This window comes from Pelagibacterium nitratireducens (genome assembly GCF_037044555.1).
Lineage (GTDB): Bacteria > Pseudomonadota > Alphaproteobacteria > Rhizobiales > Devosiaceae > Pelagibacterium > Pelagibacterium nitratireducens.
Genome location: NZ_CP146275.1, coordinates 1,418,688 through 1,445,655 on the forward strand (window position 1 = coordinate 1,418,688; position 26,968 = coordinate 1,445,655).

A 26,968-nucleotide genomic window follows, 5' to 3' on the forward strand; every position below is an offset into this window, starting at 1 on the left:
GATGCTTTATCTTACAATGTCGTCGTCCGAATACCCCTGCAGATAGAGCAGGGCTGTGAGATCGGAATGATCGATCCTGACGGCGGCCTGTTCGGCAACGATCGGTTTTGCGTGGATGGCGACCCCGAGGCCGGCGGCCTGGAGCATGTCGAGATCGTTGGCGCCATCGCCCACCGCCATGGTCTGGGCGATAGCGAGGCCTTTTTCCGCTGCCAGTGCCATGAGGCGGTTGCGTTTGGTGGACTTGTCGACGATGGGTTTTTCGACAGTGCCGGTGAGGCGGTCGTCGGCATCAAATTCGAGGACGTTGGCGATGGCCTCGTCAAAACCGATGCGCTTGGCGAAGTAATCGGCGAAAAGGGTGAAACCGCCGGACACCAGGGCCGTGTAGGCGCCGTAGGCGTTCATGGTCTGGATGAGGGCGCGGCCGCCGGGAGCGAGCGTTATGCGCTCGCGGCGGACGTCTTCCACCAGTCGGCGCTCCAGCCCCTTCAAAAGCGCGACGCGGGTATCGAGGGCGGCTTCGAAGTCAAGTTCGCCGCGCATGGCGCGTTCGGTGATTTCGGCGACCTGAGGTTTGAGGCCCAAAGCATCTGCCAACTCATCGATGCATTCCTGCTCGATCATCGTGGAATCCATGTCGGCGACGAGCAGTTGCTTGCGTCGGTTGGCCAGCGCAACGAGTGCCGCGTCGATGGGCTGGGAGCCGATGATATCGCGGGCTGTCAAAACCGGATCGGCGGCCTTGGGCGCGATGATCTCGCAGGCTATGCCTTGCGCGAGCCAATTGATTTCGCCATGGGTTTCACTCTGGACCGTTTCCACCAGTGTGTTGGACAGGGCCGGTTCATTGGGATTGGCGATCAGAACGAGAACTGACATAGACACGACCATGGCAAGGGATGGAGCAAAGCGCGCGGTTTTGATAGCTGGTCCGACCGCCAGCGGCAAGACGGCGCTGGCCATCGCGCGAGCGCGCCAGAGCGGGGCGCGGATCGTCAACGCCGATTCCATGCAGGTTTATGGCGTGCTCGACCGCCTGACGGCGCGGCCCAACCCGGACGAGCTGGCGCGGGCGCACCATGAAATGTTCGGACATGTGGATCCATCGGTGCGCTATTCGACGGGCGCCTGGCTGGCCGATGCTCACAAACAGATTCAAGAGGCTGACAAAGAGAATCAGGAGCTGATTTTTGTTGGCGGGACAGGGCTTTACTTCGATGCGCTCGTAAGCGGATTCGCGCAGGTTCCGGCCATCGATCCTGAATTTGTGGCCGAGGCTGAGAAACTGATTCAAGAGCGCGATGAGGCGGGGCGGATGGCGCTTTTGGTCGAGAGGGACCCGGCAACGGCAAGACGGCTCAAGGTCGCCGACCCGCAACGGGTGGTGCGGGCGCTTTCGGTGCAGATGGCGACGGGCAAGACGCTGAGCGCCTTTCAGGATGCCAACGGGCCCGGGCTGCTCGATGATTATGCGCTGGAGCGGATTGTATTAATGCCCGAGCGGGGATTGCTGCGGCGGCGGATCGGGGAGCGGTTCGCGGCGATGATGGAGGCAGGGGCTGTCGAGGAGGTCGAGGCGCTGTTGGCGCGCGACCTCGATCCGTCATTGCCGGCGATGAAAGCGATTGGCGTGGGAGAAATCACGGCCATGCTGGCGGGCAAGATGGACCGTGACGAGGCGGTGGAAAAAGCGGTGATTGCCACACGGCAATATGCCAAGCGGCAATCGACATGGTTCCGCAACAGGTTCAGGGACTGGACTTTTGTCGATCCGTTTGCCGGTTAGCCAATAGCTCCGAGTGCGAGCCAGCCGATATAGCCTGCATAGAGCGCCAAGAGCACGCCGCCTTCCCAGCGGACAATTTCGCGTTGGGTGTAGGAGAAGCCGAGCAGGAGCGCCGTAGCGCCGAGCATGACCCAGATGTCGAAACCGATGATTTCGGGCGGGACGGGAATGGGCTGGATCAGGGCGGTGACGCCGAGAATGAACAGCACATTGAAAATGTTCGAGCCGATGATGTTGCCCAGCGCCAGGTCGGTGTGACGGCGGAGCGCGGCGATGATCGAGGTGACCAGTTCGGGCAGTGAGGTGCCGATGGCGACGACGGTCAGGCCGATGATGGTTTCGGATACGCCAAGGGCCGTGGCGATCTCGACGGCGCTCGACACCAGAAGGCGCGCGCCGAACACGGTCAGTGCCAGCCCGCCGATAACAAACACGATCGACAGCCAGACCGGCTGATGGCCGCCCGTGGCTTCGATTTCGGCGACGACGGTTTGGCCGGCCTGGGCCTTGCGGTCGGCAAAATAGGAAAACAGCACATAGGCGAGCAGCATGGCGATGAGAACTACGCCCGCGATCCGGCCCAAAGTGCCGATCATGACGATGGCGAGGGCGGCGAGGGAAGCGACGACAAGGACGGATCCATCGCGGCGCAGGATGGCCTTATCGACGGCGATGGGAAAGATCAGCGCGGTGATGCCGAGGATGAGCAGGATATTTGCGATGTTGGAGCCGACCACATTGCCCACGGCAATGCCGGGGGCGCCATCGAGGGCGGCCTGGACAGAGGTGACCAGTTCGGGCAACGAGGTGCCGAAGCCGACCAGTGTCAACCCGATCAGCAGCGAGGACATGCCAAGTTTCTCTGCGATGGCCACCGAGCCGCGCACGAAGCCTTCGCCGCCTGCCACGAGCAGAATGAGGCCGACGATAAGCAGGAGATAGACCATTTAGGGGCTCCGGGGAGTCAGGTGACGGTGATGCGGGGTGCGCCGGTGACGCGGGCGAGATCGTCCGGTGCGATTTCAAATACCGAGCGCGCGTTTCCGGCTGCGGCCCAGACGGTTTGGAACGCGAAGAGATCGGTGTCCATATAAATCGGAATGGATTTGAGCTGTCCCAGCGGCGAAACGCCGCCGATGGCAAAACCGGTGGCTTCGCGCACCAGATCGGCATCGGCGCGGCCCAGCTTCTGGCCGATCTGGCGGCCGGTGCGCCTTTCGTGAACGCGATTGGCGCCCGAGACCAGCACCATGATCGGCTCGCCGGTCTCCTCGCCGACAAAGATCAGCGATTTGACGATGCGGCCCACCTCGACGCCGAGCGCCTCGGCAGCCATTGCCGCGGTGGTCGCGAGTTGATCGAGCACGACGACGGTGCCGGGCAGGTCGTGGCGGGTGAGGTCGGCGGCGACGCGGAGTTCGGATTGGCGCAGTTCAGTCATGAAGCGAGAGGAGCCCGATCGATTATCGGTCGTCAAGTGGGAACGTGCTGACAGGGTTTGTCACCCCAACCGGTTAGGCGAGAGCACCGACAGGATCGTTGAACCAGGAGAACGATATGCTTGCGATCACCATTGTGCTGACCGAGGGGTATTCCGATTGGGAAATCGGGGTGCTCGCCGGAACCGGGCGAGCCTATTACGGCGCCGAGATTGGATTTGTCTCTGCGGACGGAGGGCCGGTGACGGCGGTTTCCGGGCTCAAGACAGAAGCGCTTGAGCGGTTTTCCGCACCGACGGATGGCGTGGTCGTGGTTTGCGGTGGTCCCGCGTTTGAGAGTGATGCGCCGCCCGAGATCGAAGCACGATTGAAACAAGCTCACGAGAACGGGTGCGTGGTCGCGGGAATTTGCGGCGCGACGCTGGCGCTGGCGCGGGCGGGCATGCTCGATGATGTGGCGCATACCTCCAACGGGCGGGACTATCTGCAGACGGTCAAATCCTATCGGGGAGCGGTGCACTATCGCGATCAGCCCCAGGCGGTGCGGGACGGGAGGATCATCACGGCGCCAGCGCCCGCTCCGGCCAGCTTTGCAGCGGAGGTTTTGACGGCGGCGGGGCTCGAGGCAGAGGCGGCCGGTGTCATCATGGCCATGCTGTCACAGGAACACGCACGCGTGGGGAGTTGACGCGACGCGTCTGGCTTGCAGTAGTGCGCGGACCTTTGATTTGGGGAGGCGCATATGGCCACAAAAGCGTTGATCGTCATCGATGTGCAGAACGATTTCTGCCCAGGAGGAGCGCTTGCGGTGGACGAGGGTGATCAGGTCGTGCCGGTCATCAACCAGCTTATGGGGCAGTTCGACCACGTCATCCTGACCCAGGACTGGCACACGGCGGACCATTCGAGCTTTGCTTCCCAGCATCCCGGAAAGGCCCCGTTCGAGAATATCGAGATGGCGTATGGCAGCCAAACGCTGTGGCCCGATCACTGTGTGCAGGGCAGCCATGGGGCCGATTTTCACCCAGAGCTCAACCTGATGCCGGCCGAGCTGATCATCCGAAAGGGGTTCCGGACGGAAATCGATTCCTATTCGGCGTTTTTCGAGAACGATCACGTAACGCCGACCGGGCTGACGGGGTATCTGCGCGAACGGGGGCTGAGTGAGCTTACGTTCGTTGGGCTGGCCACCGATTTCTGCGTTGCCTATTCGGCACTCGATGCTGTGGGGCAGGGGTTTTCGGCGCGGGTGTTGCTGGAGGCGTGCCGGGGGATCGATCTGATGGGCTCGATGGAGACGATGATCGGGAAGATGAAGGCAGCAGGGGTGGATTTGATTTGAGCTCGTCGTCCAAGACCGACATTGCGCGGCGCGTTTTCAACCATACGTTCAAGCTCGACCCGATCATCCGTTCGCTGCTCGATACCGATTTCTACAAGCTCTTGATGCTGCAGATGATCTGGGGGCTGTATCGGGACGTTGAGGCGACGTTCTCGCTGACCAACCGTACGACGAGTGTGCGGCTGGCCGATGAGGTCGATATCGACGAGCTGCGCGAACAGCTCGACCATGCGCGCAGCCTGCGGTTTACCAAAAAGGAAATGATCTGGCTGGCGGGCAACAGCTTTTACGGAACCAAGCAGATATTTTCGCCGCAGTTTCTGGCCTGGCTGGAGAATTTCCAGTTGCCCGATTACGAGCTCAGCGAGCGCGACGGGCAGTTCGAATTGCATTTTCCCGGCAAATGGGTCGAAACGGCCATGTGGGAAATTCCGGCGCTGGCCATCATCAATGAATTGCGCTCGCGGCGCGCCATGCGGGGCATGGGGCGGTTCGCGCTCGACGTGCTTTACGCACGCGCCAAGGCCAAGACCTGGGAGAAGGTCGAGCGGCTGAAAAAGCTGCCCGATCTGAAAATTTCCGATTTCGGGACACGGCGGCGGCATTCGTTTCTGTGGCAGCGCTGGTGCGTGGAGGCGCTCAAGGAAGGGCTCGGGGATGCGCTGACGGGCACGTCGAACGTGCTTTTGGCCATGGACACCGATCTCGAAGCGCTGGGCACGAATGCCCATGAACTGCCGATGGTGGCCGCCGCATTGGCCGAGGGAGACGAGGCGCTCAAGCAGGCGCCCTACAAAGTGCTCAAGGACTGGCAGAGCTATTATGGCGGCAATCTGCTGATCGTTCTGCCCGATGCGTTCGGGACGGCATCGTTCCTTGAAAACGCACCGGACTGGGTGGCCGACTGGACGGGGTTCCGGCCCGACAGCGCGCCGGCCATCGAGGGCGGCGAAAAGATCATCGCATGGTGGAAGGCGCATGGGCGCGATCCGAAAGAGAAACTGCTGATTTTTTCCGATGGGCTGGATATTGAAACCATCGATGCGGCCTACAGGCATTTCGACGGCAAGGTGCGGATGAGTTTCGGCTGGGGGACGAACCTCACCAATGATTTTGCCGGGACGGCGCCCATGCACACCCCGCAACTCAAGCCGATCTCGCTGGTCATCAAGGTATCGAGCGCCAATGGGCGGCCGGCGGTCAAACTCTCGGACAATCCGGCCAAGGCGGTGGGCGACCCCAAAGAGATTGAGCGGTATCTGCGGGTGTTCGGCGATGCGGAGATGGCGGAGCAGGCGGTGGTTGTCTGATTTCCGCCATGGTGGGCTGCAAATGGCGATGGGCTGCGCTTCCGGTGCTCACGTACCAGATGTACGCTCCGCTCCGGTTCTCGCCCATCACCATTTTCGCCTCACCCTGACGGAAATCGGCGCGATTAGAGCATTTCAGCGCTTCTTCAAATCGGTTTAATTGCTCTAAGTCCTTGTCTTGTCGCGCTTCCGAACCGGACAAGTGGTGTCACTTATCCTGGAAGCGTTCTAAGCCGCTGCCACCATCCGGCGCCGGTCGATGAGGCCCAGCCTGTCGCGCATGGCGAAGCGGGCGGTGAGGACGACGGCGCAGAAGGCCAGGCCGGCGGCGAGGCCGAGCCAGATGCCGATACCGGCGAGGCGGTCGGGCGATCCCAGAAACCATGCGACGGGCATGCCTACGCACCAATAACCGAACAGGGCGATGAACATGGGAATTTTGGTGTCGTTGAGGCCGCGCAGGACATGGACCGCCACGACCTGCGCGCCGTCGACGATCTGAAACAGGCCCGCAACGGCAAGGAAGGTCGTGGCCATGGCGAGCGCAGCGAGGTTGCCGGGGTCGGTGGGGTCGAGGAACAGACGGGTGAAGATCTGCGGCATTGTGAGAAACAGCACGCAGGTGATGACCATGAAACCCGTACCGATGATCATTGCGACCCAGCCGGCCTGGGCAATGCCCCGGTCGCTGCCGGCCCCAAAGGCGCGACCGACGCGGACCGTGGCGGCCATGGAGAGCCCCAGCGGCACCATGAAGGCGAACGAGGCGCATTGAAGGGCCACGGCGTGGGCGGCCAGCGCGTCGGTGCCGTGCCAGCCCATGAAAATGGCGGCGACCGCGAACATGCCCACTTCGGCCATCAGGGTCAGTCCGATCGGGGTGCCGATCCTGAAGATTTCCCTGAACCGCAGCCAATCGGGCTTCCAGAACCGCACGAGGATGTGGAAGCGGCGGTATTTGCGGTGGGTGAGCGTATAGGCGAGCAACAGGCCGAACATGAGCAAGTTGGTCAGAACGGTCGCGACCGCCGCGCCCTGCAGTTCGAGCCGGGGGAAGCCGAAATTGCCGAAAATCAGGGCGTAGTTGATGGCCGCGTTCACCACGACCCCGGCGATTGTCACGTAAAGGATGATCTGGGTCGAGCCGAGCGCCGAGAGAAATGAGCGAATGGCGAAAAGCCCGAGCCCGGGAAACAGGACCAGAACAGCAATGTGCATGTATTGGGCTGCCATGCCGGCCAGTTCGGGCTCCTGACCGGTGGCGAGCAGGATATGCTCGATCTGCCAGATGAGCGGGAACAAAAGCGCCGCGACAAGGATGCCGGCCCAGAATCCCTGGCGTGCGGTGCGGCGGACATTCTTGATCTGGCGCGCACCCAATGCCTGAGCGGCAAGCGGGGCGACGGCGGAAACGATGCCGCCGCCAAGCAAAAGGAACGGCGTGAAAAAGGATGTGGCCAGGGTGCCGGCGGCCAGATATTGGGGGCCGAGCCAGCCCATCATGATGACGTCGGTGGTAAACAGCGCGTTCTGGGCCACCTGGGCAACGACAAGCGGCCAGGCGAGCACAAATGTGGCGCGCAGCTCCGCGGCCCAGCCGGGCGCGGTCGGCGTCGTGTCGGTCGTATTCATCGTTCTGGCCTTCCCAAGCCACGCCCAGCGCTGGATGGCGTTGGGTGAACAGAACCCGATACACGCGAATCGGGGGCTTGTCAGCGCCCTTTGCTATCGCGCATGGGCCGGATCGTGCATGGGCAATGCCAAGGCATGATGCGCCAAAGCACTTGAAAAAATTCACAAAATGGAGAAAGTTAAGAAATTGTCGACGGCGTTCAGTTTCGCTTCATGTTGAAAATTGTATGGCCAAGGGCCCCGCTCGCGGAACCAATAGCGGCTAACCGCATTAAGGGGCGAGGGAACTCTAGAGTTAAAGTCGCAGGAGGCTTGGAAATGAAAAAAGCATTTATTATCGGCGTTGCCCTTACTTCTCTTATGGCCGTTTCGGCCTGTACCCGCACCCAGGAAACAGCTGCCATCGGCGCTGGTGCCGGTGCTGTCATTGGTGGCGTGACCACCGGTAGCGTGCAGGGTGCCGTTGTCGGCGGCGTGGTCGGCGGTGTCGCCGGTGCGCTGGTTGGCCAGGTCGCTGGCGAACCGAACCAGTGCTACTATCGCGCTTCGGACGGAACGCTCTACAAGGACGCTTGCCCGGCCAGCTGATCGGGCGCGTAAAGCATCTCAAAAGGGCTCGTGCTTTCCCTGCACGGGCCTTTTTTGATTCCGGGCATCTGCTTTTTGGCTTGACCGGCGCCGTACCCGGCAGTACCTATAACGCCGAAATTTTGGAGAAATGACGTGCAGACGGCACTTATTCTTGTAGTAGGCAGGCGCATCGCAACATGAGGGCATAACCCTCGTGCGAATTGCGGTGCGCCGAACACAGGTCCCTCACGGGGCCTTTTTTATTATCCAGATCCGGCTGCGGCGGGATGAAATTTAGAGCAGGGAGTGGCTGAGATGGCCGAACAGATGACCGGCGCGGAAATGGTTATACGGGCGCTGACCGACAACGGGGTGGAACATGTTTTCGGCTATCCCGGCGGCGCGGCCCTGCCGATCTACGACGCCATGTTCCAGCAGGACAAGATCGAGCACATTCTCGTCCGGCACGAGCAGGGCGCGACCCACATGGCCGAAGGCTATGCCCGATCGACCGGGAAATGCGGCGTGGTCCTTGTCACGTCGGGGCCGGGGGCGACCAATGCGGTGACCGGGTTGACCGATGCGCTGATGGATTCGATCCCGCTGGTCTGCATCACCGCGCAGGTGCCCACCAATCTGATCGGCACCGACGGGTTCCAGGAATGCGATACTGTCGGGATCACCCGCAGCTGCACCAAGCACAATTATCTCGTCAAACGGGTCGAGGATCTGCCGCGTATCCTGCACGAGGCTTTCCTGATCGCGACGACGGGCCGGCCCGGTCCGGTGGTGATCGATATCCCCAAGGATATCCAGTTTGCGCTGGGCGACTACTACACGCCGGACGTTGAAAAGCTGCGCCACCAGAGCTACCGGCCGCAGATGGATGGCGATCTGGATGCCATCGAGGCGGCTGTCGATCTTATGCTGCGCGCCGAGCGGCCGGTCTTTTATACCGGGGGCGGGGTTATCAATGCGGGACCTGAAGCGTCCGAGCTTTTGCGCGAACTGGCCGAACTGACCGGCTTTCCGGTGACGTCCACCCTGATGGGGCTGGGTGCTTTCCCGGCATCGAACGCACAGTGGCTGGGCATGCTGGGCATGCACGGCACCTATGAAGCCAATCTCGCGATGCATGAATGCGACGTGATGATCAATATCGGGGCGCGGTTCGATGACCGTATCACCGGACGGATCGACGCGTTCTCGCCCGGCAGCCGCAAGATTCACGTCGATATCGACCCGTCTTCGATCAACAAGGTGATCAACGTCGATGTCCCGATCATCGGCGATTGCGCCCGGGTGCTCGCCGAGATGATCCGCATCTATCGGTCCAGGACCAATCAGCCGCGCAGCGAGGCCATTGCGCCGTGGTGGGCCCAGATCGAGAAGTGGCGGGCGGTCAATTCGCTTGGCTATGAGAATTCTCAAACCACCATCAAGCCGCAATACGCCATCGAGCGGCTCTATGCGGCGACCAGGGCGCAGGACAAGGACGTGTTCATTACGACCGAGGTCGGCCAGCACCAGATGTGGGCGGCCCAGCACTTTCATTTCGACAAACCCAACCGCTGGATGACGTCGGGCGGGCTCGGAACGATGGGGTATGGCTTGCCGGCCGCCGTCGGCGTCCAGGTGGCGCATCCGGATGCGCTGGTGATCGATATTGCCGGGGAGGCAAGCGTTCAGATGACCATGCAGGAGATTTCGACAGCGGTTCAGTACCGGCTGCCGGTCAAGATCTTCATTCTCAACAATGAGCGCATGGGGATGGTCCGCCAGTGGCAGGATTTGTTGCACGGATCGCGATATGCCCATTCCTATTCGGAATCGCTGCCCGATTTCGTCAAGCTCGCCGAGGCCTATGGCGCCAAGGGTGTGCGTTGCGACACCCCGGCCGACCTCGACGCGGCGATTGCCGAAATGCTCGATTACGACGGGCCGGTGCTGTTCGACGTGCTTGTTGAAAAGGACGAGAACTGCCTGCCGATGATTCCGTCTGGCAAGGCGCACAACGAGATCATTTTGTCCGATACGGCCAATATCGGCTCGATCATCGATGAGAAGGGGCGGGCCCTGGTCTAAGGGCGCGAAAGGAAACGATCATGAACGCACATCTGAAACCGACGGGCTCGGCCTATTTCCTGACCACCGAAACACAAGCCACCGAGCGTCATACGCTGACGGTTCTGGTGGACAACGAGCCGGGCGTTCTCGCCCGGGTGGTGGGGCTGTTTTCGGCGCGTGGATACAATATCGACTCGCTGACGGTCAGTGAGACCGAACACGACAGGCATCGCTCGCGCATCACCATCGTGACCGTTGCCACGCCAAAGGTGTTGGCCCAGATCAAACTGCAGCTCGAGCGGCTGGTGCCGGTGCACAAGGTGCACGACCTGACGGCGGAAGGCGGGTCGCTCGAACGCGAACTGGCGCTGCTCAAGGTTGCGGGCAAGGGGGAGAACCGGGTGGAAACCCTGCGGTTGGCCGATGCGTTTCGGGCGCAGGTCGTCGATGCCTCGACCGAAAGCTTTGTGTTCGAGATCACCGGCAAACCGAGCAAGATCGACCAGTTCATCACGCTGATGACGCCGCTGGGGCTGGTGGAAGTGGTGCGTACCGGGCTGGTGGCGATCACGCGTGGGCCCGACGGCATGTAAGTCCGGAGCTTGGTGGCCCTTCGGGTCCTGGCCGCGCTCCGAAAGTTGAGGTTTGCGCGAACCCCATTTCGCGATAGAGGGGGGCCGTACATTTCGTACGGTCCTTGTTTTTCAGACTGCCGCCATGACCAAGCTTTCCGTCAATCTCAATGCAGTGGCGCAATTGCGCAATCGCCGGGATCTGCCCTGGCCGAGTGTGACCGGGATGGCGCGCATCGTGCTCGATGCGGGGGCGGTGGGCGTGACCGTCCATCCGCGCCCCGACGAACGCCACATCAGGCGCTCCGACGTGTTCGATCTGGTCAATCTGTTGCGCACCGAATATCCCCATGCCGAGTTCAACATCGAAGGGTATCCGACGCCGGCGTTTCTCGAACTCGTCGCGGCGGCCAATCCCCATCAGGTGACGCTGGTGCCCGATGCGCCCGAGCAGGCGACGTCGGACCATGGTTGGGACTTTATCGCTCACAAGGGGCTGTTGACCGACGTGGTGGCCGAGCTGGCCGCGCCGGGGCGGCGGGTGGCGCTGTTTTGCGATCCCGATGCCAGCGCGGCGGCGCTGGAAGCGGCGAAAGCGGCGGGGGCCGATAGGGTCGAACTTTATACGGGGCCGTATGGCGCGTGTTACGACAACAATGAGGCCGCGGTCTCGATGCTGGCCGATCTGGCGGAAACGGCGCACGCGGCCCACGCGTTGGGGCTCGGAATCAACGCCGGGCACGATCTGACGCTGGCCAATCTGCCTGCGTTCCAGAGCACCGTTCCATTTGTGGACGAAGTTTCCATCGGCCATGGAATCACCGCCGACGCGCTCATCTTCGGGTTTGAGGAAGCCGTGCGCAAATATCTTGGGGCATTGGGCCGCTAGAGCAAGAAAGTCAGCCTTTGTGTCGTTTCGAACCCGTTGTTTGTTTGTTCGGCATCGCCGAACGATGGCGGAGAACTGGGGCGTTCTGATAATTTATTGATTAAATTCAATTGCTTAGGTTTTCCACGCCTCGCCATAGGCAATGTTTTCTGCCTAGCTTACAGTGGTGTGCCTACTTGAGTGACAGGCCTAAAGTCACATATGCAGCCCTACTTACTGTTCGTAACCAGGCGTAGGGAAACATCATGTCCAAGCCAAAAATCGCAATCATCATTTCCTCGACCCGCGAAAGCCGTTTTGCCGACAAGCCGGCTCAGTGGCTTTTGGCCAAGGCGCAGGAGCGCTCTGAATTCGACGTCGAACTCGTCGATCTGCGCGATTTCGACCTGCCGTTCTTTGACGAAGTGGCCTCCAACATGTGGGCGCCCAGCCAGGACCCCAAGGCCATTGCCTGGCAGAAGAAGGTCGCCGAATTTGACGGCTACATCTTCCTGGTGGCCGAATACAACCGCTCGATCACCGCAGCGCTCAAGAACGCGCTCGATCAGGCCTATGTCGAATGGAACAAAAAGCCTGCCGCTTATGTCGGCTACGGTTCGGTCGGCGGCGCCCGCGCCATCGAGCAGCTCCGCCTGATCAATATCGAACTTCAGATGGTGCCTATCCGTCACGGCGTCCATATCGGCGGTTCGGAATTCTTCACCGTCTGGGGTGGCGGCAAGAACGAGCCGATGGAAGCCATCGAGCCGGCAGTCGGACCGAGCCTCAAGGATCTGTTCGACAACCTCGTCTGGTGGACCAACACCACCAAGGCTGCTCGCGAAGCATAAGCTGCGCCATAGAGCTTGACGCTTCCTCCTGCGTCTCGAACCGAAGGGCTGCCCGCAAGGGTGGCCCTTTGTTTTTTTTTTTGCCCAAGCGCGCAATCAGCGTGGCATGTCGGGGCACAAAAAGGGCACGGGCGAGACCGTATAGCGCTCTTCGACCACTTCGCCGCCCACAAGATGCAAGGCCAGAACCAATTCGGCCTCGTTGAGCTCGACGATGTCGGCTTCGATGGTCATCGTATCTTCCTGCCAGCTCAGCGAATCCTCTCCCGTCATCTGCCAGTTGGACAGGCGATAGGTCTCCCAACACGAATCCTGGAGCATTGTGCCTTCCGAGAGGAACAGGACCATCGAGCCCGGCAGACCGGCATCTTCTTCGGACTGGACCCAGAATTTTTCGGTAAGCGAGGCGCCGATCATCGGGGCGGACGTCATGCCCTCGGCTTGCTGCGCGAAGGCGGGGGATGCGATCATGAGGGCCGAGGAGAAGGCCGCGGCGGTAGCGATTTGACGGAACATGGGGGCGATTTCCTTGCCTTTGGTCTGAGCGCAGTCTGAAGGCGAGATTGGCCCAAACTGTGGTCGGCAAAAAGGGGGAAAATCACACTTGAAAATAGCCGAACCGTACCGTACGGTACGCCTCGATCGGCAGGGCTGAATGCCCGGCTGGGTGCGGCTTTCCGTGCCATGATAATCGATAACGGAGAGCGAGTCACGCTTGACCCCGCCAACCCTGACCATAAGCGACGATACGCTCACCGGCCGCCAGAAGGATGTTCTGGATGCGGCCCTGGGCTTGCTGGTCGATGGCGGTGACGGGTTGACCATGACCGGGGTGGCCCGCCGGGCGAGCTGCTCGAAGGAAACACTCTATAAATGGTTCGGCGACAGGGACGGGCTCTTGACGGCCACGGTTCAGTGGCAGGCGTCCAAAGTGCGCATGGTGCCGGTGGATCGCGAAACGCTGGACAAGCGCACGCTGGGCATTGCGCTGGAGAAATTCGGCCGCGACTGGCTGACGGTTCTGACGGGCGATATTTCGGTGGCGCTCAACCGGCTGGCGGTTTCCCATGCGGGGCAGGAAAAGCGCAATCTGGGCGCGATCGTTCTGGAAAACGGCCCCATCGGCATGGCGCGACGCTGCGAACCCCTGCTCGAGGCGGGCAGGGAGGCGGGGCTGCTCGATTTCGACGATGCCGACCAGGCGTTTCGGACATTTTTCGGTCTGGTGGTCAGGGACACCCAGATCCGCATGCTGCTCGGCGAGCAAAGGCGGCCGAGCGAAGAAAAGATTGCCGGGCAGGCACGACGGGCCCGCGAACAGTTCTTCGCGCTCTACGGAGCGTGAGTATTCCAACAAGACAAATGCGATAACGGGAGAGACCAATGCGCGTTTATTACGATCGGGATGCCGATATCAATCTTTTGAAATCCAAGAAGGTCGCCATTATCGGGTATGGCAGCCAGGGGCGCGCGCATGCGCTCAACCTCAAGGATTCAGGGATCACCGACATCGCCGTCGGCCTGCGTCCGGGCTCTTCGACCGCCAAGAAAGTGGAAGCGGACGGGCTCAAGGTGATGAGCGTTGCCGAAGCGGCGGCCTGGGCCGACATGATGATGATGGCCACCCCCGACGAATTGCAGGCCGATATCTATCGTGACGATATCGCCCCCAATATCCGCGATGGCGCCGCGCTGGCGTTCGCACATGGTCTCAACGTGCATTTCGGGCTGATCGAGCCCAAGGACACTGTCGACGTTCTGATGATCGCGCCAAAGGGCCCCGGCCACACGGTGCGCGGCGAATATGAGCGGGGCGGCGGGGTTCCGTGCCTGATCGCCATCCATCACGATGCGACCGGCAATGCCCATGACCTGGGGCTTGCTTACGCTTCGGGCGTTGGCGGCGGCCGTTCGGGCATCATCGAAACCACCTTCAAGGAAGAATGCGAGACCGATCTGTTCGGCGAGCAGGCCGTACTCTGCGGCGGTCTGGTCGAGCTGATCCGCGCCGGGTTCGAGACGCTGGTCGAAGCCGGCTATGCGCCGGAAATGGCCTATTTCGAGTGCCTGCACGAAGTGAAGCTGATCGTCGACCTGATCTATCAGGGCGGCATCGCCAACATGAACTATTCGATCTCCAACACCGCCGAGTGGGGTGAATACGTCACCGGCCCGCGCATCATCACCTCGGAAACCAAGGCCGAGATGAAGCGCGTTCTGGCTGACATCCAGTCGGGCAAGTTCACGTCCGAATGGATGCAGGAACACAAATCCGGCGCCGCCCGCTTCAAGGGTATCCGCCGCAACAACGACGCTCACCAGATCGAAGAAGTCGGCACCAAGCTGCGCGACATGATGCCGTGGATCAAGGCGGGTGCGCTGGTGGACAAGAGCCGGAACTAGACTTCCGAAGTTGAAGTTGAACTTTGAAAAAGGGCCGGTTTTTGCCGGCCCTTTTTTCTAAGCCATCATTCGTTGACCGGCCGGATTTCGGTCCCGCCGTGAGCTATCGCGCGTTTTCCAATCGGTAGGTGATGACGATTCCGCCATTCCTGAGCGGCTGGGCTTTGATCAACTCGAGGTCAATCCGGAGGTTGGACGGTTTGAAGAGAGGGTTGCCGCGCCCAAGCAGGAGCGGGGCAAGACCGAGCCGGTATTCATCGACAATGCCGGCGGGCAGGAGCGTCGCCAGTAACTCGGCGCTGCCGAAGACATAGAGATTGCGGTCCGATTTGGCCTTTATGTCGCGCAGCGCCTGGACGATATCGCCGCTGATGATTTTCGTGTTGTTCCAGTCCGCTGCCGTCAGGGTGTTGGAGACAACATATTTGGGCAGCGCGTTCATGGCGTCGGTGATGGGGCCGGTTTCGGATTCGTCGGCCCAGTAAGCAGCCATGCCTTCATAGGTGCGGCGTCCGAAAACCAGTGCCTCGGTATCGGCAAGCTGGGTTTCCGAAAATTCGGCCAGTTCGTCGCCCCAGATGGTTTCGTGCAGGGAAAGGTCCCAGGGTTCGGGACCTTCGAAATAGCCGTCCAGGCTTGCGATATTCCAGACGATGAGCTTGCCCATTGGTCAGTCCTCCGCGATCTTGGCAAGGGCGGCCAGGAGCCCGGCCGCTCCGTCTTCACAGCTCTTTGGTTCATCAAAGCCGTCGAGATAGGCGCCCTGGCCGGTCAGCCTTCGGGGCGGCGGGCGAAATCGGGTGCATGTTCGGGGCGTGGACCGAAGCCGACGAAAAGCGCAGGCAGCTTGCGGAAGCCGGGGACGTGCCGGGCGAGAAACAGCATGAAGTGCGGCGGTCCGGCGCGCCGGGACTGAAATCCGTTCTGAAAAATGACGCGATGGAGAACGCGCTGCATGGCCTGGATGACCCGGGTGGGCATCATACGGCGGCGCTGGACGGCAGCAAGATCGGTTTCGGTGAGCGTGCCGGCGCGCAGCGGATGGCGCAGAATCTGGGCGGTCGCGACAGCGTCCTGAATGGCGAGGTTGATGCCCACGCCACCGGCAGGGGACATGGCATGGGCAGCGTCACCGATGCAGAGCAGGCCGGGGCGATGCCAGCGCTTGAGGCGGTCGAGCCTGACGTCGAGTGTCTTGACCTGGTCCATCGCGGTGAGGGTATCCACGCGGTCGGCAAAATCGGGACGCAATCGGACGATCATGTCCCTGAGCGGTCCGATGCCCTGGGCGCGGCGCTGGGCATCGGATCCTTTGGGAATGAAGGCGGCCATCTGGTAAAATCCCTCGCGGGCAATCGCGAGCATGATGTCGCGCCCTGCAAAGCTGGGAACAAGATTGGCCGGTTTGGCCTGTTCATCGGGGTGGCGGGGAAGGCGAAACCACCAGACATCAAAGGGCACATCGTAGTTGCGGGACGCCAGTCCGGCTTGCGCGCGCAGGATCGAATGCCTTCCGTCGCAGGCAACGACGAGGTCGGCCCCGATCGAGTCTTCCTGGCCCCCGGTGAGCACGGTGACACCGGAGACCCTTTCGTCCTGCCAGAGCAGGCCCGTCACTTCGGTTTCCATCAACAGCTTGAAGCTCGGCTCGCGCCGGGCATGAGCGGCCAGGAAGTCCAGAAAATCCCATTGGGGGATCATGGCGATGAAGTTGTAGGGCGGATCGAGGGCGGAAAAATCGCCGAAATCGATCGTCTCGCCGCCCGTCGTGGGCAGGCGCAGGCTTTCGAGCCTGCTTTGGGGCAATTGCGCGAACTCTGCGCCCAGGCCGAGCTCGTCGAGGAGCCTGATCGTGGAGGGGTGTACGGTGTCGCCGCGGAAGTCTCGCAGGAAGTCGGCGTGCTTTTCGCAAACGATCACCTCAACGCCGCCGCGCGCCAGCAGCAGGCCCAGCATAATGCCGGCGGGACCCCCTCCGGCGACAAGGCACGTCGTGCGTTTCATGCGATTTCTCCCCGCGCCCATTGTCGCAAATCTAGGACGACGTGTCGCGGGGGAAAAGCATATTTGAAGGAAGCAATTATGGGGGTGGTAACCAATGGAACGATAGGCGTAGTGTTTTGAGTATACCCATGGATATCGCCTCCCGATCGTCTCCCAGGACCGGCCGAAAAATGAAGCTAACCTATTTCATTCTCGATGTTTTCACGCGCGATCGGCTGAGCGGCAATCCGCTGGCAGTGGTGCTGCGGGCCGACGAGCTTTCGACAACCCGGATGCAGGCGATCGCCGGGGAGTTCAATCTTTCGGAAACGGTCTTCGTATGCGCGCCCAAGGGCGAGCGACATACGGCGGCGCTGCGGATTTTCACGCCGGTGAGCGAACTGCCCTTTGCCGGACATCCCACTGTGGGTGCAGCGGTGCTCCTGGGATTGCAGCACAAGCAGAGCGCGGTGCGGCTGGAGTTGGGCGTGGGCAACGTCACCGCCGTCATGGAGCGGATAGACAAGCGGACCGGGGAAGCCAAATTCGCCCTGCCGAAAAAGCCCGAACGGGTTGGCGAATTGAGCGACCTTAATGGCATTGCCGAGCGGCTGGGCATTTCGGCCGAGGATATCGGGTTCGACGATATGATGCCCGCGCAATATTCGGCGGGCAATCCATTCTATCTGGTGCCCCTGCGCGATGCTTCACTGCTTTCGGAGATGACGCTGGAACGGCGTGGTTGGACCGATACCTTCACCGGACCGCGCAATGCGGTTTATGTCTTTGCCAGAACCCCCAAGGAGCGCGGCAATGATTATGCGGCGCGCATGTTCCATGTTTCCCATGGAAGGGGTGAGGATGCGGCGACCGGTTCCGCGGCGGCGGCGCTGATCGGCCTTCTGGCCGATCACGGCGGATATGGCGAGGGCAGCCACACGCTCAAGATCCGCCAGGGACGTGAAATGGGCCGCCCGAGCGAAATCGGCGTGCAGTTCAATATCGAAAATGGCCAGCTCAAGCATGCCGGGATCGGCGGAGGGGCAGTGGTCCTGGCCGAAGGGGTGCTCGATCTGGACGACTAGGCAGCGGTACCCGACAGCATCGAGGGGCCGCTGCATCCCGATATTTCGGCGGTAGTAACTTCTATGTCGTGGGTTTCGAGTGCGACGATGACGACGGACTTGACCATGCACCCCTCATTTTTCGGGGCGCGTGGCTCGAAGGCGCGAAGGGCCATTTGGGGGATGGGGAGAATCGCTGCCTGCCAATGGGTTTCGGCAATCAGCAACCCGGTCATCAACTGCAGAAAATCGTAATAGAGCACGGCGGCTTCGCGCTTGGTGGGGCCGATCCTGTAGTCCGAGATCGCAACCCTGCAACTGCGTTCGACGCCGTCGCCAGCGGCGAACTCCTCTTCCTCGATGACATATCGACCGCCGGGGTGGGAGAGGAGACGCGCATGGAGCGTCGGTCGGGAACTGGGCGGCATGGATATGATCTGCGCGGGTTCGAGCCCGGCGGTGTCCAGCGGAATGCCGGCCTCTATTGCCGTGCGGCAGCGCTCGACGAGGTCCATCCAGTCGCGTGCGATGCGGGTTTCGAGGCCGTGGGCATAGGTCATCATGCCCGCCCAGATCAGCGCGAATACGAGAGCGAAGCTGGTGAGCATCAAGACCAGGCGCCTTGCCAGGGGCGTGACGACCATAACCGAATCTCCCTTGTCCCGCCCTGAGTGTAACAGCGCTTGGGCCATGGGCCAGCGGCCGCCGGCGGGAAGATCCGACCAAAGTTGCCCTCTAGAGCCGTTCGGGATTTGATCGGCTCAAATCCTTGGCTCCAAGCCCTTGTTCGTCGCGTGTCCGAACCGCAAAGCCGGTTCCATCCCCGATCGCGTCGAGGAGATGGTTTTGCTGGATACGCTCTAAAGCGCTATTATTGTTGCACGAAGTCTTGCGCTTGGCGCTCAATTGGACCATTGTGGCCATGTCGATTTATCAAAAAGGGCAAGGCCGTACCGATGCGCCGCAGTGAAAACCGCGCAATCGCCATAGCCGCCAGCAGGCAAAACGCCGTGCAGGCCCGTATCCTTATGGGTTCGGCGCTGCTGCTTTCCGCTGCCCTCCTACTTCTCCTTATCAGCCCCTGGTAACCGGCGGTCTGCCTTTTGCGCAGACGGGTCGTCAGGGGATTTTGCCATAACGCCGAACATCAATGTCCGGCCATAACCTGCTGCAAATGCAAAGCCAGACCGCGCAGGTGGCCGATCAAGGAAGAACAAGATGACCAGCCAAGCCAATACCGACCGCGTCTATATTTTCGACACCACGTTGCGCGACGGAGAGCAGAGCCCCGGCGCCACAATGACGCTGGAAGAAAAACTCCAGATTGCCGACATTCTCGACACGATGGGCGTCGACATTATCGAGGCGGGGTTTCCCATCGCCTCGAATGGCGATTTCGAGGCCGTATCGACAATTGCCAAGCGCGCCAGGAATTCGGTGATCTGCGGTCTGGCCCGCGCCATTCCCGCCGATATCGACCGGGCCGGGGAGGCGGTGCGGTTTGCCAAGCGCGGGCGCATTCATACCTTTGTCTCCACGTCGCCCATCCATCTGGCTCATCAGATGAAAAAATCCGAGGACGAGGTGCTCGAAATCGTCATCAAGACGGTGGCGCAGGCCCGCAATCTGATCGACGACGTTGAATGGTCGGGAATGGACGCAACCCGCACGCCCATCGAATTTCTCGCCCGTTGCACCGAAGCGGCGATCAACGCCGGCGCGACGACGATCAATATCCCCGACACTGTCGGATATTCGACGCCGGAAGATTATTACCGGCTGATCCACGATCTGATCGAAATGGTGCCCAATTCGGACAAGGCGATCTTTTCCACCCATTGCCACAATGATCTGGGCATGGCGGTGGCCAATTCGCTGGCCGGCGTGCGGGCCGGAGCGCGACAGGTGGAGTGCACGATCAACGGGATCGGGGAACGCGCAGGCAACGCGGCGCTCGAAGAGGTGGTGATGGCGCTGCGCACGCGCGCCGATGCCTTGCCCTATCACACGGAAATCGAAACGACCCATCTTTCGCGCGCTTCGCGGACGGTGTCGGCGGCGGCCAATTTCCCGGTCCAGTACAACAAGGCCATCGTGGGCAAAAATGCCTTCGCCCATGAGAGCGGCATCCATCAGGACGGCATGCTCAAGAACGCCTCGACCTACGAAATCATGACCCCCGAAAGCGTGGGGATCAAATCGACCTCGCTGGTGATGGGCAAGCATTCGGGCCGCCACGCCTTCAAGGAAAAGCTCAAAGATCTGGGGTACGAACTGGCCGACAACCAGTTCCAGGAAGCGTTTCAGCGCTTCAAGGATCTGGCCGACCGCAAAAAGCATGTCTATGACGACGACATCATCGCGTTGGTCGACGACGAAATGGGCTCGGGCGCCGACCGCATCAAGCTGGTGGACATGAGCGTGACCTCCAAGACCGGGGGTGTGCATCGGTGCGAACTCAAGGTGGCCGTGGATGGGGCACCGGTGGACGTGTCGCTGGATGGCACCGGATCGGTCGATGCGATCTTTTCGGCGATCAAGGCAGCGGTGAATGCCCAGCCGCATCTGGTGCTCTACGCCGTCGATGGCGTGACGGGCGGCACGGACGCGCAGGCCAACGCGCATGTGCGGCTTGAAATGAACGGTCGCATCGCCTCGGGCAATGCGACCGAGCCCGATACACTGGTGGCCTCGGCACGTGCCTATCTCAATGCGTACAACCGGCTGCTGGTCGAACGCGGCGCACCGGCGCAGGGCGCGCTGGCCGGCTGATCGTTACCGCCTGCGATGAGGCATGAGGAGGGTTTGCGGTTTTGGGGACCCGCGAAATTCCTCCTCGTCATCGTTTTGTCGCGCTTTCGAACCGAATAAGTGGGTTCGACTGATCCTGAAATCGCTCCGGGGGGCGACCATATAGTGGCAATCGGGGCCGAGATTCGTGGCGTGCTCACCGGCTTTGGGCTGGTTGCGGCAGGCGTTCTGGTGCTGGCGCGGGTCGATCTCGGTCTGCCCGGCCAGTCATTGCTGCAATCGCTGCAACTGCATATGGGAGTGGCCCTTTTGGGTCTCGCCCTTTTGCTTGCGCTGGCCAGGGCGCGGTGGCGGGCCGGGCTGGTGGTCGCCATGGCGGTGTTTGCCGGCGGGCATGTGATGTGGCGCGTGGCTGACCAGTATGAGGGGCGGGGGGCTCTGGCGGGGCTCGAGCGCGCGGCCCAATTCACGCTTTTGAGCTTTAACGTGCTCAACTCCAACGACCGCCACGAGGAGCTGGCAGATTATATCGCCGGGTCGGGGGCCGATCTTGCCTTTATCATGGAGGCGGGGCGGCTGCGGCAGCATTTCGAGCAACTCGAAGCGGTCTATCCCTATCGTGTCGGTTGCGAGCAGGGTGGCCCCTGCGATCTGCTCATGCTCTCGAAATTGCCGTTGGAGAACGTCGAAATCCGCTCGCTGGGCAATACCCATCCCAACCGGATGATCGTCGCACAAACCGAGATTGGCGGCGAAGCGCTGACGCTGGTCGCCGCGCATCTGACCAAGCCCTATTTTGACGATGCGGGACTGTTCGAAGCGCGGCGCCTGACGCGGCAATTGGCGGCAATCGAGGGGCCGCTGGTTCTGGCGGGGGATTTCAACTCCGCCCCCTGGGCAGATGCGATCGATGATCTGGTGCATGGGGCCGCGCTTTTGCCGCCTCCCCGTTACAACGCGACCTGGCCGACCGAATTGGGGCCATTGGGCATCCCGATCGATCACATGTTTTCGCGCGCGCCGATCATCATCGAGGATATCGAGGCGCTGTCCGACCCCCTGGGGTCGAACCATCTGGGACTGATCGCGCAACTGGCAATCGTGGCCGAATAGATCAGGCCGCGGATTCGGGGGACCAGCCCGCGGTATCGGCGAGGGAGAATTTTACACTCCAGCGTCCCGGTGCGGCCTGCGACCCGGCCGGGCGGGCGAGGAGCGCCGCATAATCGGCACGCGCGAGGACGGTGCCGCCGAGCGCCTGGACCCATGGCGACATGATCTGATGATCGACTGCCGTGATCCCGCCGTCGGCGAGGTGATGATAGAGGCTCACGATGGCGAATTTGGACGCGTTGTCGGCGGTATGGAACATCGAGAGCGCGGAAAATACCGGGCCGACGGTCACGCCGAACAGGCCGCCCACCAGTTTGTCGTCGGCGTCGAAAATTTCCACCGAATGGGCATGTCCTTCGCCATGAAGTCTCATATAGAGCGCGCGAGCCTTCGGGGTGATCCAGGTGAGGTGCGGGCGCGATGGATCGCGCGGCGCGGCGCAGCCATCGATCACGCCGGCAAAATCGGTATCGAACGCCACCTGCATGTCCGAGCCACGCATGGTGCGGCGAAACCGCTTGGCGATGTGAACCGAGGCAAGATCCATGACGGCGCGTTCGGGTGGCGACCACCATTTCATGGCCCCCCAATGGCCCTGCGGATAAAAGCCGCGCGCCATGGCCTGGAGAACCACAGGTGTCGACAGATCATCGGCAAGTCCTGCAAATCCGGGCGGGGATTTGCGGATGCGCGAGGCATCGGGAACCGGGGCGGGACGCAACAGCCTGTCGCCGACGAGACCAGCCACCAGCCCCGGAAAATGCTGCACGCGCTGGGGCTTGAGCCAGTACGCCGTGGCAAGTGCCAAACGGCCAAGGCTGTAATTGCCTTGCCGGGAAGGGCCGGGTTGGGGAAGGCTGTTCATTTGGAAAGGCTCCGGGGGAGAACTGGGCGGACCATAGGCTGAAACCATTGCCGGGCGCTTACCGTAATTGCTTAAAATACGAAGAAACCCGCATGTTCACGCGGCTTTGACTTGCGGTTGAAGGTGTGGGCGTTCCAACTGACGAAAACGAGGAGGTGCAGCATGCATCGCAGATTTATTGCTTTGGCGGCCGCCGCGAGCGCGTTTGCCGCCACTCCCGCACTGGCCGATACGGCGCTTTTCGCCGGCGGGTGCTTCTGGAGCGTGGAATCCAATTTCGAAAAGGTCGAAGGCGTCTCCGAAGCCGTGTCGGGCTTTGCCGGTGGCCATGTGGAAAATCCCACCTATAATCAGGTCGCCTATGGTGGCGATACCGGCCATTACGAAAGCGTCGAGATCACTTTCGATCCCGAGGTGGTCAGCTATGAAGAGCTTCTGACGGTCTATTGGCACACGACCGACCCCACCGATGCCGCCGGTCAGTTCTGCGACAAGGGACCGATGTATAAGCCGGCGATTTTTGCGCTCAACGATGAGCAGGCTGCCATTGCCGAAGCCAGCAAGGCCGCCATTGCCGAATCGAGCGGCTACACCATCGTCACCGAGATCAAGCCGGCAGCCACGTTCTATCCGGCAGGGCCCGAGCACCAGGATTTCTATAAGACCAACGCCGCCCATTATGAGCGCTATCGGATCGGGTGCGGGCGCGATGTGGTGATCCGCGAGCTTTGGGGCGATCAGGCCTTTCTGGGAACCAGCGAGAACCCTTTCTCTTAGGCATCGCGAAAAAGCATTGAATTGGGTGGACAGCGTGAATGGCGTTTGCTAGAGAGGCGCCACTCTGGCGGTGCGGAGACGCGCTGCCCGATGGATCGGGTGTATAGCTCAGTTGGTAGAGCAGCTGACTCTTAATCAGCGGGTCCGAGGTTCGAGCCCTCGTACACCCACCAAAATCCTCAAATAATGACGAAGTCTTGCGAGCCGATCCTGGATCGGTTCTGTAAGCCTTTGATTCAATGCCTAAAGTTCTGGTTTACCAGTTTGGCAATTGAGGGGCTTTATTGGCTTTGCGGAAAGCATTCCATAGGGGCTGGCCGTTAGGGTTGGGTCAAATTGAACTGACCCGGTGACGCCAATGTCCTTGACCAGCCATTCGCCAACGATGACCACCCTTGCCCCTGTCACAGCGGGCGTTTCGAAAAGGAACGGGACGCTGCTGGAGCATCGTGTTTTGCCCGGTGGAGAGTGGGACCGGCTCGTCTCGACATTTGACGGCGTCTGCCAGGAGCAGCTTTTTGCCTATGCCAGTCTGCGCTGGCCGGGGGTCGATCTGGAGCCTGTCCTGTTTTCCGAGGGCGATAAAGTACTGGGCGGCGCCCTGGTGATGTTGCAGCGGCTGCCGCTGGGCGTGGCCACAGTGGCGCTGATCAAGTGGGGGCCTTTTCTTGCGCAGAGCGAGGGGCTGGACCGTGACGTGGTCATGGAGCGTATGATCGATACGCTCGTGGCCGAATACGCCTCGAAGCGCTCCATGATGGTTTCGATCATGTCCCATGCCGAGGCCGGCGAGGTCAACGGCATGGCCGCAATACTTGCGGCACGCGGGTTCAAACCCGGCGTTGGCGTGAAATACCCCATGCGGTACGTGGTCGACGTATCGCTCGACGATACGGCACGGCTGGCTGCGTTCAGTCAGAAATGGCGCTACAATCTGCGCAAGGCCATGAAGGCCGGGCTCGCGTTCGAAACAGGAGCGCCCGGCGATATCGGCCGGTTCATGACGCTCTATCGGGCGATGAGCGAGCGCAAGCTGTTCCCCGATTACTCAGGCATCGATACACTCGAGGGGCTGATGGCCATGCCGGACGGGACGGCGCGGCCCGAGCTGTTTTTTGTCTCGCAAGGGGACAAGACAATCGCTGGGGCGGCAATTTTCACCGCCGGGACGACGGCATGCTATCTGTACGGCGCAACCGATGACGCCGCGCTGGATTTGCGCGCCGGTTATCTGCTGCACTGGCACATCATCGGGTGGTTGCGCGACAATACCAAAGCCAGGCTATACGATCTGGGCGGCACCGATGGCTTTGCCGGTCTGCATCAGTTCAAGAGCGGGATGGTGGGCGATGCGGGCCATATCAGCCCCTTGCCGCCGACAATGAATTTTGCCTCGCACTGGCCGGCCTTTGCGGCGGGTACAGCGGCGTACAAGGGCCGCGAGATGCTGACGCGCGGGCGCGATGCGGTGCTGACGGCGCGGCTTGAAATGCAGAAACGGCTCAGGCGCGGCGCGCGGGCCTAAGGCCAAGGGAAAGTCCACGAATGTCGATAGCCGGAAGGCTTGCCTCGAAATCGGTGATGATTTTTGCCCTGCGCATTTTTGGCGCGGGGTTCATCTTTCTTGTGCAGGCGGCCATTTCCCGTGTTTGGGGCGCGCAATCGCTTGGCGACTTCCTGCTGGTTATTGCGGCGGCCAATCTGATCGCGGTTATGCTGCCGCTGGGTTTCCAGACCGTCTCGACCTATTTTTCCGCGGAGTACGGCTCGCGCGGTGAGGGCAACCATCTGCGGCGATTCGTAGGCCGGGCCTATATCCAGATGGCGTTGATGGGCGTGGCCATTCTGGCACTGGGCTGGCCGCTGTCGTTCGTTCTGGGCGAGGCGGGTGCGCATCTGCGCCCGATCTGGGTGCAGACGGCGTTGATCGGGATTGCGACGGCCATTACCTATATCAGCACCACGACGCTGGTGGGGCTCAAGCACCCCATGGCGGGCTATCTGCCAGACATGATTTTCAGGCCGGCGCTGACGCTCGGCGCATTCGGTGCCGTGGCGCTGATGAGCCCGGTTGCCGATCTTGGCCTCATGCTGTGGGTGCTGGCAGGGGCGCTTCTGGTCCTGTTCGGGTTCCAGAGCATCCGGGTGAGGCGAGCCGTGGTGGCGGTGCCGCGCGATGATGCTCTACGTCAAAGCGAGCCTCGGCGCTGGTGGCGCTTTGCGACGCCCTGGGTGCTCATTACGCTCGCTTCGGACTATTTTTTCGACATCAATCTGATCCTGCTGGCCGGGCTGCTCGATCGCACCGATCTGGCCATTTTCGGGGTCAGTACGCGGATTTTCGCACTGGCCTCGTTCGGAGTGGTTGCGGTCTATGCGTTGACGCTGCCCAACATGTTCGACGCTGAGCGTGATGCCGATCGCGGTGCCTTCGGGAAACGGGTGGGAGAGGCCAATCTGGTGACGACGGGGCTGGCGCTGGCACTGTTTGTCGGCGTTTTGCTGGTCGGGCGCTACGCGCTGATGCTGTTCGGGGACGAGTTTGCCGATGGGGCGCTGCCGGTGGCCATATTGTGCCTCGGGCTGGTGGTCAGAGCAGCGTTCGGGCCGGCCTCGCTGGTGCTTTCGATGCATGACCGGCCATGGGCCAGCCTGCCCTCGGTCGGGCTTGGCCTTGTGGCGCTGATTGTGGGCAATTTGACGCTGGTGCCGCCCTACGGGCTGATGGGCGCGGCGATATCGGCGTTCATCGCGATTTCGCTGTGGTCGGTGTCGCTGTGGGCGACGGCGCTTTACCGGGCAAAGATCGATGTCTCGATCTTCGGGCGCTTCCGGGCCGTTGCAGCCTAGCGGTCCAGCAACGCCCGCGCCTTGAGCTTGAGGCGGGTGCCCAGCGGCAGGGAAATGCCGTCGTCATAGCCCTCGGTTACCTTGGTGAACTTGCGTTCCATGACGAAATAATCCTCGCCGAAGATGTGATCTTCGAGGTGAGCGACCTGGGCATAGCCATAGCGCTTGAGCAGGACCAGAGCCGGGCGGTTGTCGGGGCGGGTATAGGTCGAGGCCTTGTGGAAGCGTGAATTGTCCCAATGGGAAATGAAGGCCTCCATGCCAAACCGGCCCAGCGGGGTGCCGCGATAATCGGGATAGATCGCCGACCAGAACTGGAAGATCGTTCCGTTGGCCGGGCCGGAAATCAGGAACCCTCCGGTCTTGCCGTCCATTTCGAGCAGCAGGATGTGCCAGGGATCGACTTCGAGCAGGGTCCGCAGGAAGGTGCGGTTGAACCGCGCTTTTTCGAACGCTTTGAAGCGTTCGCCGTAATAGGGCATGGAGTCGATCAAATCCATCAGCTCGCGATGGACATCGGCGATGTCGGCATGGGTCGCCGCCCGCGCGGTCATCTGTGCGTCGGTCATGGTCTTTCCCCGGTTTGCGGCCCAGACTAGCGGTATGTCCGCTAAAAAAGGGTTTGCGGGGCACAGGGCAAAATCGATCATATCGAAACTTGCGCGATTTGGCGTCCAGCCCCGCCTTGCAGTTGGCTGAATCGGCGGGTTAAGACAGAGGCA

At 61.4% G+C, this 26,968-nt stretch carries 27 protein-coding genes and 1 tRNA gene; 18 read left to right on the forward strand and 10 right to left on the reverse strand.

Going from position 1 to position 26,968, the window contains the following annotated elements; translation table 11 throughout:
* Positions 1-6: 6 nt before the first annotated feature.
* A complete protein-coding gene (serB, locus tag V6617_RS07095; protein WP_338610003.1) occupies positions 7-882 on the reverse strand; it encodes a phosphoserine phosphatase SerB in 876 nt (291 codons plus the stop codon).
* A gap of 10 nt (positions 883-892) precedes the next feature.
* Here serB and miaA point away from each other — a divergent pair, with 10 nt between their 5' ends.
* Positions 893-1,789 (forward strand): tRNA (adenosine(37)-N6)-dimethylallyltransferase MiaA, encoded by an 897-nt coding sequence (gene miaA / locus V6617_RS07100; protein WP_338610004.1) that lies wholly within the window; start codon positions 893-895, stop codon positions 1,787-1,789.
* On the opposite strand, the gene V6617_RS07105 is transcribed toward miaA, so the two are convergent.
* Together V6617_RS07105 and V6617_RS07110 are read right to left on the reverse strand one after the other, a co-directional pair.
* Entirely contained in the window at positions 1,786-2,736 is a 951-nt protein-coding gene (locus V6617_RS07105; RefSeq protein ID WP_338610006.1) for a calcium/sodium antiporter, read from the reverse strand. The genes miaA and V6617_RS07105 overlap by 4 nt on opposite strands.
* Before the next feature lie 17 nt (positions 2,737-2,753).
* Entirely contained in the window at positions 2,754-3,230 is a 477-nt protein-coding gene (locus V6617_RS07110) for a YbaK/EbsC family protein (RefSeq protein WP_338610008.1), read from the reverse strand.
* Positions 3,231-3,346: 116 nt separating this feature from the next.
* Between V6617_RS07110 and V6617_RS07115 the strand changes: the two genes are divergently transcribed.
* From V6617_RS07115 to pncB, 3 genes are read left to right on the forward strand one after another with little or no spacing between them, the layout of a single operon-like run.
* Positions 3,347-3,916, forward strand: a complete 570-nt coding sequence (locus tag V6617_RS07115; RefSeq protein ID WP_338610009.1) for a DJ-1/PfpI family protein — start codon at positions 3,347-3,349, stop codon at positions 3,914-3,916.
* A gap of 54 nt (positions 3,917-3,970) precedes the next feature.
* Positions 3,971-4,570: a bifunctional nicotinamidase/pyrazinamidase gene (gene pncA, locus V6617_RS07120; RefSeq protein ID WP_338610010.1), complete on the forward strand. Its 600-nt coding sequence runs from the start codon at positions 3,971-3,973 to the stop codon at positions 4,568-4,570.
* Positions 4,567-5,880, forward strand: coding sequence for a nicotinate phosphoribosyltransferase (gene pncB, locus V6617_RS07125; protein ID WP_338610011.1), 1,314 nt, complete (start codon positions 4,567-4,569; stop codon positions 5,878-5,880). Before pncA ends, pncB begins: the two co-directional genes overlap by 4 nt.
* 228 nt (positions 5,881-6,108) lie before the next feature.
* Here pncB and V6617_RS07130 read toward each other — a convergent pair whose 3' ends face one another.
* Complete coding sequence (locus tag V6617_RS07130; protein WP_338610012.1) at positions 6,109-7,512, reverse strand: MATE family efflux transporter; 1,404 nt, start codon at positions 7,510-7,512, stop codon at positions 6,109-6,111.
* 318 nt (positions 7,513-7,830) lie between these two features.
* Between V6617_RS07130 and V6617_RS07135 the strand changes: the two genes are divergently transcribed.
* From V6617_RS07135 to V6617_RS07155, 5 genes are all read left to right on the forward strand, one after another.
* Positions 7,831-8,100, forward strand: coding sequence for a YMGG-like glycine zipper-containing protein (locus V6617_RS07135; RefSeq protein ID WP_338610013.1), 270 nt, complete (start codon positions 7,831-7,833; stop codon positions 8,098-8,100).
* A 297-nt stretch (positions 8,101-8,397) separates the two neighbouring features.
* Positions 8,398-10,167 (forward strand): acetolactate synthase 3 large subunit, encoded by a 1,770-nt coding sequence (locus V6617_RS07140; RefSeq protein WP_338610015.1) that lies wholly within the window; start codon positions 8,398-8,400, stop codon positions 10,165-10,167.
* Positions 10,168-10,187: 20 nt separating this feature from the next.
* Positions 10,188-10,742 (forward strand): acetolactate synthase small subunit, encoded by a 555-nt coding sequence (ilvN, locus tag V6617_RS07145; RefSeq protein ID WP_338610017.1) that lies wholly within the window; start codon positions 10,188-10,190, stop codon positions 10,740-10,742.
* 124 nt (positions 10,743-10,866) lie between these two features.
* Positions 10,867-11,610: a pyridoxine 5'-phosphate synthase gene (locus V6617_RS07150; RefSeq protein ID WP_338610019.1), complete on the forward strand. Its 744-nt coding sequence runs from the start codon at positions 10,867-10,869 to the stop codon at positions 11,608-11,610.
* 245 nt (positions 11,611-11,855) lie between these two features.
* The gene (locus V6617_RS07155) at positions 11,856-12,440 is read left to right on the forward strand and encodes an NADPH-dependent FMN reductase (protein WP_338610021.1); all 585 of its coding nucleotides are present in this window, start codon (positions 11,856-11,858) and stop codon (positions 12,438-12,440) included.
* Between the two features lie 96 nt (positions 12,441-12,536).
* On the opposite strand, the gene V6617_RS07160 is transcribed toward V6617_RS07155, so the two are convergent.
* Positions 12,537-12,956: a hypothetical protein gene (locus V6617_RS07160; protein ID WP_338610023.1), complete on the reverse strand. Its 420-nt coding sequence runs from the start codon at positions 12,954-12,956 to the stop codon at positions 12,537-12,539.
* 199 nt (positions 12,957-13,155) lie between these two features.
* Between V6617_RS07160 and V6617_RS07165 the strand changes: the two genes are divergently transcribed.
* Together V6617_RS07165 and ilvC are read left to right on the forward strand one after the other, a co-directional pair.
* Positions 13,156-13,785, forward strand: coding sequence for a TetR/AcrR family transcriptional regulator (locus V6617_RS07165; protein WP_338610025.1), 630 nt, complete (start codon positions 13,156-13,158; stop codon positions 13,783-13,785).
* A gap of 38 nt (positions 13,786-13,823) precedes the next feature.
* Positions 13,824-14,843 (forward strand): ketol-acid reductoisomerase, encoded by a 1,020-nt coding sequence (ilvC, locus tag V6617_RS07170; protein ID WP_338610027.1) that lies wholly within the window; start codon positions 13,824-13,826, stop codon positions 14,841-14,843.
* A gap of 103 nt (positions 14,844-14,946) precedes the next feature.
* Here the strand turns inward: ilvC and V6617_RS07175 are convergent, their stop codons facing one another.
* The gene (locus tag V6617_RS07175) at positions 14,947-15,510 is read right to left on the reverse strand and encodes a dihydrofolate reductase family protein (protein ID WP_338610028.1); all 564 of its coding nucleotides are present in this window, start codon (positions 15,508-15,510) and stop codon (positions 14,947-14,949) included.
* Between the two features lie 104 nt (positions 15,511-15,614).
* On the reverse strand, positions 15,615-16,847 hold the full coding sequence (locus V6617_RS07180; protein ID WP_338610030.1) for an FAD-dependent oxidoreductase: 1,233 nt from the start codon (positions 16,845-16,847) through the stop codon (positions 15,615-15,617).
* A gap of 170 nt (positions 16,848-17,017) precedes the next feature.
* Between V6617_RS07180 and V6617_RS07185 the strand changes: the two genes are divergently transcribed.
* Complete coding sequence (locus V6617_RS07185) at positions 17,018-17,911, forward strand: PhzF family phenazine biosynthesis protein (protein WP_338610032.1); 894 nt, start codon at positions 17,018-17,020, stop codon at positions 17,909-17,911.
* On the opposite strand, the gene V6617_RS07190 is transcribed toward V6617_RS07185, so the two are convergent.
* Positions 17,908-18,534 (reverse strand): hypothetical protein, encoded by a 627-nt coding sequence (locus V6617_RS07190; protein ID WP_338610033.1) that lies wholly within the window; start codon positions 18,532-18,534, stop codon positions 17,908-17,910. The two genes, V6617_RS07185 and V6617_RS07190, sit on opposite strands and share 4 nt — an antisense overlap.
* A 574-nt stretch (positions 18,535-19,108) precedes the next feature.
* Here V6617_RS07190 and V6617_RS07195 point away from each other — a divergent pair.
* Positions 19,109-20,662, forward strand: a complete 1,554-nt coding sequence (locus V6617_RS07195) for a 2-isopropylmalate synthase (RefSeq protein WP_338610035.1) — start codon at positions 19,109-19,111, stop codon at positions 20,660-20,662.
* 99 nt (positions 20,663-20,761) lie between these two features.
* Complete coding sequence (locus V6617_RS07200; protein ID WP_338610037.1) at positions 20,762-21,754, forward strand: endonuclease/exonuclease/phosphatase family protein; 993 nt, start codon at positions 20,762-20,764, stop codon at positions 21,752-21,754.
* 1 nt (position 21,755) lies between these two features.
* On the opposite strand, the gene V6617_RS07205 is transcribed toward V6617_RS07200, so the two are convergent.
* Positions 21,756-22,619, reverse strand: coding sequence for a leucyl/phenylalanyl-tRNA--protein transferase (locus V6617_RS07205; RefSeq protein WP_338610039.1), 864 nt, complete (start codon positions 22,617-22,619; stop codon positions 21,756-21,758).
* A 162-nt stretch (positions 22,620-22,781) separates the two neighbouring features.
* On the opposite strand from V6617_RS07205, the gene msrA reads away from it, so the two are divergent.
* The 4 genes from msrA to V6617_RS07225 all read left to right on the forward strand — a co-directional run bounded on the left by msrA (position 22,782) and on the right by V6617_RS07225 (position 26,246).
* Positions 22,782-23,396: a peptide-methionine (S)-S-oxide reductase MsrA gene (gene msrA / locus V6617_RS07210; RefSeq protein ID WP_338610040.1), complete on the forward strand. Its 615-nt coding sequence runs from the start codon at positions 22,782-22,784 to the stop codon at positions 23,394-23,396.
* 97 nt (positions 23,397-23,493) lie between these two features.
* Positions 23,494-23,569 (forward strand) — tRNA-Lys (locus V6617_RS07215).
* A gap of 185 nt (positions 23,570-23,754) precedes the next feature.
* Complete coding sequence (locus V6617_RS07220) at positions 23,755-24,921, forward strand: lipid II:glycine glycyltransferase FemX (protein ID WP_338610041.1); 1,167 nt, start codon at positions 23,755-23,757, stop codon at positions 24,919-24,921.
* 20 nt (positions 24,922-24,941) lie between these two features.
* A complete protein-coding gene (locus tag V6617_RS07225) occupies positions 24,942-26,246 on the forward strand; it encodes a lipopolysaccharide biosynthesis protein (RefSeq protein WP_338610043.1) in 1,305 nt (434 codons plus the stop codon).
* Here V6617_RS07225 and V6617_RS07230 read toward each other — a convergent pair.
* The gene (locus V6617_RS07230; RefSeq protein WP_338610045.1) at positions 26,243-26,815 is read right to left on the reverse strand and encodes a hypothetical protein; all 573 of its coding nucleotides are present in this window, start codon (positions 26,813-26,815) and stop codon (positions 26,243-26,245) included. The genes V6617_RS07225 and V6617_RS07230 overlap by 4 nt on opposite strands.
* Between the last annotated feature and the right edge of the window lie 153 nt (positions 26,816-26,968).

What these genes read in the sequence shown, in the direction of transcription:
- V6617_RS07185 (WP_338610032.1), top strand. Translation starts at nt 17,018, where the DNA reads ATGAAGCTAACCTATTTCATTCTCGATGTTTTCACGCGCGATCGGCTG.
- V6617_RS07160 (WP_338610023.1), bottom strand. Translation starts at nt 12,956, where the DNA reads ATGTTCCGTCAAATCGCTACCGCCGCGGCCTTCTCCTCGGCCCTCATG.
- V6617_RS07135 (WP_338610013.1), top strand. Translation starts at nt 7,831, where the DNA reads ATGAAAAAAGCATTTATTATCGGCGTTGCCCTTACTTCTCTTATGGCC.
- V6617_RS07205 (WP_338610039.1), bottom strand. Translation starts at nt 22,619, where the DNA reads ATGAACAGCCTTCCCCAACCCGGCCCTTCCCGGCAAGGCAATTACAGC.
- V6617_RS07175 (WP_338610028.1), bottom strand. Translation starts at nt 15,510, where the DNA reads ATGGGCAAGCTCATCGTCTGGAATATCGCAAGCCTGGACGGCTATTTC.
- V6617_RS07105 (WP_338610006.1), bottom strand. Translation starts at nt 2,736, where the DNA reads ATGGTCTATCTCCTGCTTATCGTCGGCCTCATTCTGCTCGTGGCAGGC.
- V6617_RS07225 (WP_338610043.1), top strand. Translation starts at nt 24,942, where the DNA reads ATGTCGATAGCCGGAAGGCTTGCCTCGAAATCGGTGATGATTTTTGCC.
- V6617_RS07195 (WP_338610035.1), top strand. Translation starts at nt 19,109, where the DNA reads ATGACCAGCCAAGCCAATACCGACCGCGTCTATATTTTCGACACCACG.
- V6617_RS07180 (WP_338610030.1), bottom strand. Translation starts at nt 16,847, where the DNA reads ATGAAACGCACGACGTGCCTTGTCGCCGGAGGGGGTCCCGCCGGCATT.
- V6617_RS07110 (WP_338610008.1), bottom strand. Translation starts at nt 3,230, where the DNA reads ATGACTGAACTGCGCCAATCCGAACTCCGCGTCGCCGCCGACCTCACC.
- V6617_RS07130 (WP_338610012.1), bottom strand. Translation starts at nt 7,512, where the DNA reads ATGAATACGACCGACACGACGCCGACCGCGCCCGGCTGGGCCGCGGAG.
- ilvN (WP_338610017.1), top strand. Translation starts at nt 10,188, where the DNA reads ATGAACGCACATCTGAAACCGACGGGCTCGGCCTATTTCCTGACCACC.
- pncA (WP_338610010.1), top strand. Translation starts at nt 3,971, where the DNA reads ATGGCCACAAAAGCGTTGATCGTCATCGATGTGCAGAACGATTTCTGC.
- V6617_RS07150 (WP_338610019.1), top strand. Translation starts at nt 10,867, where the DNA reads ATGACCAAGCTTTCCGTCAATCTCAATGCAGTGGCGCAATTGCGCAAT.
- V6617_RS07230 (WP_338610045.1), bottom strand. Translation starts at nt 26,815, where the DNA reads ATGACCGACGCACAGATGACCGCGCGGGCGGCGACCCATGCCGACATC.
- msrA (WP_338610040.1), top strand. Translation starts at nt 22,782, where the DNA reads ATGCATCGCAGATTTATTGCTTTGGCGGCCGCCGCGAGCGCGTTTGCC.
- ilvC (WP_338610027.1), top strand. Translation starts at nt 13,824, where the DNA reads ATGCGCGTTTATTACGATCGGGATGCCGATATCAATCTTTTGAAATCC.
- V6617_RS07155 (WP_338610021.1), top strand. Translation starts at nt 11,856, where the DNA reads ATGTCCAAGCCAAAAATCGCAATCATCATTTCCTCGACCCGCGAAAGC.
- V6617_RS07220 (WP_338610041.1), top strand. Translation starts at nt 23,755, where the DNA reads ATGTCCTTGACCAGCCATTCGCCAACGATGACCACCCTTGCCCCTGTC.
- miaA (WP_338610004.1), top strand. Translation starts at nt 893, where the DNA reads ATGGCAAGGGATGGAGCAAAGCGCGCGGTTTTGATAGCTGGTCCGACC.
- V6617_RS07115 (WP_338610009.1), top strand. Translation starts at nt 3,347, where the DNA reads ATGCTTGCGATCACCATTGTGCTGACCGAGGGGTATTCCGATTGGGAA.
- V6617_RS07190 (WP_338610033.1), bottom strand. Translation starts at nt 18,534, where the DNA reads ATGGTCGTCACGCCCCTGGCAAGGCGCCTGGTCTTGATGCTCACCAGC.
- V6617_RS07140 (WP_338610015.1), top strand. Translation starts at nt 8,398, where the DNA reads ATGGCCGAACAGATGACCGGCGCGGAAATGGTTATACGGGCGCTGACC.
- serB (WP_338610003.1), bottom strand. Translation starts at nt 882, where the DNA reads ATGTCAGTTCTCGTTCTGATCGCCAATCCCAATGAACCGGCCCTGTCC.